The 6,045-nt window shown below is 31.0% G+C and carries 4 protein-coding genes and 1 tRNA gene; all 5 read right to left on the bottom strand.

What is annotated here, in order from left to right; genetic code table 11:
- Positions 1 to 1,326: selenocysteine-specific translation elongation factor (gene selB / locus CI949_RS15330; protein ID WP_290767857.1), on the bottom strand; the 1,326-nt coding region annotated here is incomplete at its 3' end.
- Positions 1,326 to 2,741 (bottom strand): L-seryl-tRNA(Sec) selenium transferase, encoded by a 1,416-nt coding sequence (selA, locus tag CI949_RS15335; RefSeq protein WP_290767860.1) that lies wholly within the window; start codon positions 2,739 to 2,741, stop codon positions 1,326 to 1,328. The genes selB and selA, both read right to left, overlap by 1 nt.
- A gap of 115 nt (positions 2,742 to 2,856) precedes the next feature.
- A tRNA-Sec gene (locus tag CI949_RS15340) sits at positions 2,857 to 2,955 on the bottom strand.
- A gap of 42 nt (positions 2,956 to 2,997) precedes the next feature.
- Complete coding sequence (locus CI949_RS15345; protein WP_290767862.1) at positions 2,998 to 3,909, bottom strand: DMT family transporter; 912 nt, start codon at positions 3,907 to 3,909, stop codon at positions 2,998 to 3,000.
- A gap of 17 nt (positions 3,910 to 3,926) precedes the next feature.
- Positions 3,927 to 5,960 (bottom strand): methyl-accepting chemotaxis protein, encoded by a 2,034-nt coding sequence (locus CI949_RS15350; RefSeq protein WP_290767864.1) that lies wholly within the window; start codon positions 5,958 to 5,960, stop codon positions 3,927 to 3,929.
- Between the last annotated feature and the right edge of the window lie 85 nt (positions 5,961 to 6,045).

Raw genomic sequence — 6,045 nt, forward strand, 5'->3', positions numbered from 1 at the left:
ATCTCGATGAATCCACAAACTATTATTTCCTTTTTTTAAGCAGATTATTTTCTCATCTTTTTTTAGTTCTTCTAAAATATTAATTAATTCATCTTTCTGAAGTGATGATTTTTTAAGTAAATATTCCATAGAAGCAGATTCAAATTTTTGGGAATTGATAAAGATTTCGATTCTTTTTTTCCAGTCTCCATTTTCTATCTTTTTAAGTAGTTCAATTACCTGATTTTCATCTCTTTTTCTTGGAGGGGGATCAACAATTACAATCTTCCCGCCACCTATTAAATTCATAGGAGAATATCTCCTGATCACGAATTTCTCATCTAAATAAGCGGCAATCTCTTCTTCCAAGCTAAACTGTACATAAGCTTCTTTGCCAGGAAAAAGCTCTTTTTTATCATATAAATAAACCCGACCAATAATTTCTTTAGCTCCAATGTGAAATCTAATCTGGTCACCATTTTTTAAAACAAAATTCAAATCTTTTAACATCTTTAAATTTGCTTCAAAATATTTTGTTTTAAAAAGAGAGTCAACTTCTGCCAAAACATCGCCCCGCTGCAGCTCATCTTTATCAATACCTGAAAGGTTAATACCTACTCTCTGACCAGGATATACTTTTTGAACTTTATTGTTATGAACCTGTAAACTTCTAACTCTTAACTTTTTAGACTGCGGATAAAGCTCAAGTTCATCTTCAACTTCAATTACACCTCGAAAAAGAGTTCCAGTTACTATCGTCCCAAATCCTTTAAGTGTAAAAACTCTATCAATTGGAAAATATATATTATTTTCAGTTTCTTTACTGCTGATTGTATCTACTATTTTATTAATTTCAGCCTTTAAAGCATCTATTCCATCCATATCTAATGCCGACACAGAAATAATTGCTGCATCTTCTAAAAATGAACCTGCCAGTTTTTCCCTCGTATCTTCTATAACAAGTTTTTTCCATTCTTCATCTACTTTGTCAATTTTAGTTAAAGCTACAACACCATGTTTTACATCAAGCAAATCAAGAATTGCCAGATGCTCTTTAGATTGAGGCATCATCCCCTCATCTGCAGCAACAACTAAAATTGCCAAATCAACACCAGCAGCTCCTGCCAACATGTTTTTTATAAATTTTTCATGGCCTGGAACATCAATAATACCTGCCTGTTTATCGTTTGCAAGTTCAAAAGAAGTAAAACCAAGCTCAATTGAAATTCCACGTTCTTTTTCCTGTTTTAATCTATCTGTATCTGCACCAGTAAGGGCTTTAATTAAAGTTGTTTTCCCATGGTCTATATGACCTGCTGTCCCAATGATAATATTTTTTTCACTCATCAAACTTCCTCCCTCAAAACCTTATTGATCTCTTCAGCCAATAATTTAATTTCATTTTCCTGCACAGTTTTAAGATCAATTATTAATTTCTGATTTTTAATTCTACTAAAAATAGGCATCTCAGTCTGGCGTAATTTATAAGCTAGGTTTTCCGAAGAAATTATATCAGAATCAATTGTCAAAATATAGGTCTTTATCTCAGTAAGAGGATAACTCCCTCCACCTATTCGAGCTGTATCTTTTTCGATTTTAAAGCTGAAATCATCATGTTCTTCTAAATAAGATGATAATTTTTCAGCCCGCTCTTTAACTTTGCTATCTGCTTCTGTAAGCATTTTCAAGGTGGGTATTTTATCTACAGCTTCCTCAAAATTACGATATAGTTTAAGGGTGGCTTCAAGTGCTGCCAGAGTAAATTTGTCAACTCTCAATGCTCTCAATAAAGGATGTCGTTCAAGTTTTTTAATGTATTTCTTTTTGCCAACAATTATCCCTGCTTGTGGCCCTCCAAGCAGTTTATCTCCACTAAATGTTACCAGATCAATCCCGGCATCTATACTTTCTTTTACTGTAGGTTCATAAGGTAGTCCATAAGACTGCAAATCAAAAATTATACCACTTCCTAAATCTTCTATAACTGGAATTTCTCTTTGATGAGCATCATTTACTAGTTCTTCTGCGTCAACAGTTTCTGTAAAACCCTGAATTCTATAATTGCTGGTATGAACTTTTAAAAAAGCACCAGTTTCCTCAGTAACAGCATTTAAATAGTCTTTTAAATAAACTTTATTGGTTGAGCCAACTTCCACTAATTTTGCTCCACTCTGCTCCATCACCTCTGGGACTCTAAATGAGCCACCAATTTCTACAAGTTCACCACGAGAAATTACTACCTCTTGATCTTCAGCTACTGCAGCCAGGACAAGGGTGACAGCAGCTGCATTGTTATTAACTACCAGAGCAGCTTCTGCGCCAGTAAGTTTTTTAATAATATCCTGCACTGAAGAATATCGATCTCCCCGCTCACCACTATCTTTGTCAATCTCTAAAGTTGAATAATGAACAGCAACATTATTTACAGCTTCTGCTGCACTCTCAGCAAGCAGAGATCTGCCCAAATTAGTATGAATCACAACACCAGTTGCATTGATAGCTGGTGACATTTCAGGCTGATATATCTTCTTTAAGTATTTTTTCACTGAATCTAAAATATTTTCTGATTTTAATAAATCTTGATCAAATTTAGCTGGTGAAAAATCATCAGCTAAAATTTTAGTCCGTATTTTATCAGTTACATATCTTATACCATCTAACAAATCAGCTCTGGAATAATTATCTTTAATTTTTTTTGATTTTTCCTCGGCTAATATATCATTTACAGCAGGTATTGATTTTAATAGTTCTTCCTTAACCATGAATTGTTCCTCCTAAAATTAGCAGCCTATTTTTACTAAAAATATTTTTTTAAAAAAAATACATCTAAGTAGATTGTATAATCTAAATAGATGTCCAAAGGTGTTAATATTTATATGGCGGGAATGTGTGGGAATCGAACCCACCACAGACAGGTCCGCCTGCCTGCCGCTGGATTTGAAGTCCAGGATGTTCACCTTGAACATAAACACTCCCATATATTATCATTAATATAATTATAGCATTATGTTATTTATTTTACAAGCTTTGTTTTGCTAAATTTACGTTCTTTTTTTCTTTAAATGTAACTATCATAGCTGACATAATAACTATCAGAATCCCCAATATTTTTCTATAGCTAATAGTAGAATTTAATAAAAAATAAGAGGCAATAAATGTTATTATTGGCATCGTATTCATATATAATGAAGGCATGGTAACTCCCAAATTTTTAATGCTTAGATTATATAATAAATATCCTGCAGCAGTTGCTATTAAACTCACAAATAATATGTTTGCAGTTATCAAAATAAAGTTTGGAGAACTTATAATATTTTTTAAAATATAGATATCCTTGAAAGCAAAAATGCTGGTAATTAAAGAACCAAAAATACACTGATATGCTAAAACCAAAACAGAATCATATTTTTCTAATAAGTATTCTGCTTTCATAGTATAAGTTATCCAAGAAATAACGCCTAATAACATCAGAAAAAAACCCTTAATAGTAGAAAATATATTGCCGATTTCATTGATATCTATTACTAAATAAACTCCAAAAATAGAAAGCAAAAATAAAAATATAGTTATTCTTTTAGTTTTTGTTTTATTAATAACACTATCAAAAAGCAGAGTTAGAATCGGAATTATTGAACAAATCAAAGAAGCTAAAGCTGCAGAAATATATTGAAGTGAGCTGGTAAAAAAATAATAATAAAGACTCATTCCAAATAAGGCAGAAATAAATAACTTTAGTAAATCAGAGCTATCATTAATTCCTATACCTTTTTTCTGGCTAACAAGAATTAAAAATAAAAATATCCCAGCGAGACCAAATCTTAAAAAAACAATTAACATCGTGGGCAAAAAATTAGTCAAGATTTTCATAGAAATAAAGTTCAAAGCAAATATTGATGTCCCCATAAAAGCACATAAATTCCAAATAAGCATTTTTATCACACTTCTAATTATATTTTAAATTGATCTACAATAGCTGATAAATTTTGAGCCATTACTGTTAAATTTTCTGCAGATTTAACTATTTCTTCTGTTACTCTACTCTGCTCTTCACTGCTTGCAGCAACTTCCTCAGAATTAGATGCTGTTTCATTACTTACACGAGAAATTTCTTCCATATAATCATTTACTTCTTGACTTTCACCTTTAATTCCTTCCAAATTAAAATCAACTTTTTCAATTAAAGAGTTTAAACTATTCACCACATCATCAATTTCTTCAAAAGAATCGTCTGTAGTCTGAATAGAATTTATACTGTTTTCTACTACTTTTCCAGTGTTGTTCATCTTATCATTAGCATCTTTGACAGCAAACTGTATCTCCTTAATTAAAGCTGATATTTTTTCTGTAGCATTTTCTGATTCTTCAGCTAGATTTCTAATTTCATCTGCTACCACACTAAATCCACGCCCGGCTTCACCGGCCCTTGCTGCTTCAATTGCAGCATTTAAAGCAAGTAAATTTGTCTGAGAAGAAATATCATTAATCAAATTAATTATTGTTTCAATTTGTCCAGAAAGTTCTTCTAGTTTATTTATTTTAACTGCGGCTTGATCAGAATTAATTTTTACACTTTCAATATCATTAACAGTTTGATTAAGCCTTGTCCTACCTGTTTTAATGCTAGTTACTACATTAGAAGCATTAGCCTGCATTTGATCAGAAATTTGATTTACCTGATTAATGCTTGCTCCCAGACTATTAATATTAGTTTTACTGTCCTGAATCACAGCTGTTTGTTCTTCTGCACCAGAAGCAACATTTTGAATTGAGTTACTTACTTCATCTGCTGAAGCTGAAACTTCTTGGCTTGAAGCCGATAATTCTTCACTGGCGGCTGATAAATCACTTGATATATCTGCTGCACTACCTATAATTTCTTTCAAATGACTCTGCATAACAGAAAAAGTTTCTGTAACTTTACCCACTTCATCTTTTCTTTTTAAAAGTTTTTCCGGGATTTTTTGGCTCAAGTCACCCTTCGCAATTCTTTCGCAGTGTTCAACCATCGTATTTAAAGCTTTTATTACATTATTTGAACTCAAAAATAAAATCAGACTAATTAAAACAAAGAAAAATACAGAAATATATATAATTCTATTTCTTGCTTGATTTACTGCAGCATAAATTTTCTCCATTGAAAAAGCAAGATTCAAAATTCCAATTTGTTTTCCCTCTACTTCAACAGGTACAAAAACTTCATTTATTTTAATTTCTTGATTATTATAATTATAATCTTTTTCTTTAAAAATATTTTCTCTTGTTTTAACAACTGTTTGAACCAGTTTAGAATTTCTTAAATCTCCAATTTTATCTTTTCGGCTATCGGCTATATTTTCAAATTCATTATTAATAAAAGAAACATAAATTATTTCATTGTTTTTTTGAAGTTTTTCGACTAAAGTTTGATAACTAAAACTGTTGGTCAATTCACGTACATTATTAGCTCTAATTCCTACCTGCATAAAAGTCCCATCATTATTTCTTAAATAACCATATTTATTATAATTCTCAGATTCGCTATCTTTACGAATATTTTCCATTAAAATATCCTTGTTAGAAATCATAAAATCATTAACTGGATGACCAGTTTCAGCCCGCCACCCGACATAATCATCTACAGTCGAATAAATAATTTCACCGGCTGGATTATACCAAGAAATTTCTTGGACCATTGTCTGCTCCATAATTTCTCGTAATCGCTCATTGCTTAGATCATCTCGATTTAAAATTGTAACATTAGCTGCTGCTTCTATTTTCTCTTCAAGCATTTTATTAATAGTTTTTAACGAATTACTATTATCAGCCAGCTGCTGTTCAACTTGTTCTGCCAGATTTAAACTATTATTATATTGTTCTGTAAATAAATTTTCTTTCAGAAGATTAGTTGCTAAAAAACCGATACCACTAACCCCAATTAAAATTAAAATAACAGGTATAACAAGAAACTTAACTTTCAAAGATAAATTATTAAGTAATTTCATTTTTCTGCTCTCCAATCATAATTCTTCTTTGATTCTCAGTTACAAATAATTTAAAATATGTAGTTAAATAATTTAGCTAATAAAA

The sequence above is a fragment of the Halanaerobium sp. genome (genome assembly GCF_003070835.1).

What these genes read in the sequence shown, in the direction of transcription:
- CI949_RS15350 (WP_290767864.1), bottom strand. Translation starts at nt 5,960, where the DNA reads ATGAAATTACTTAATAATTTATCTTTGAAAGTTAAGTTTCTTGTTATA.
- CI949_RS15345 (WP_290767862.1), bottom strand. Translation starts at nt 3,909, where the DNA reads ATGCTTATTTGGAATTTATGTGCTTTTATGGGGACATCAATATTTGCT.
- selA (WP_290767860.1), bottom strand. Translation starts at nt 2,741, where the DNA reads ATGGTTAAGGAAGAACTATTAAAATCAATACCTGCTGTAAATGATATA.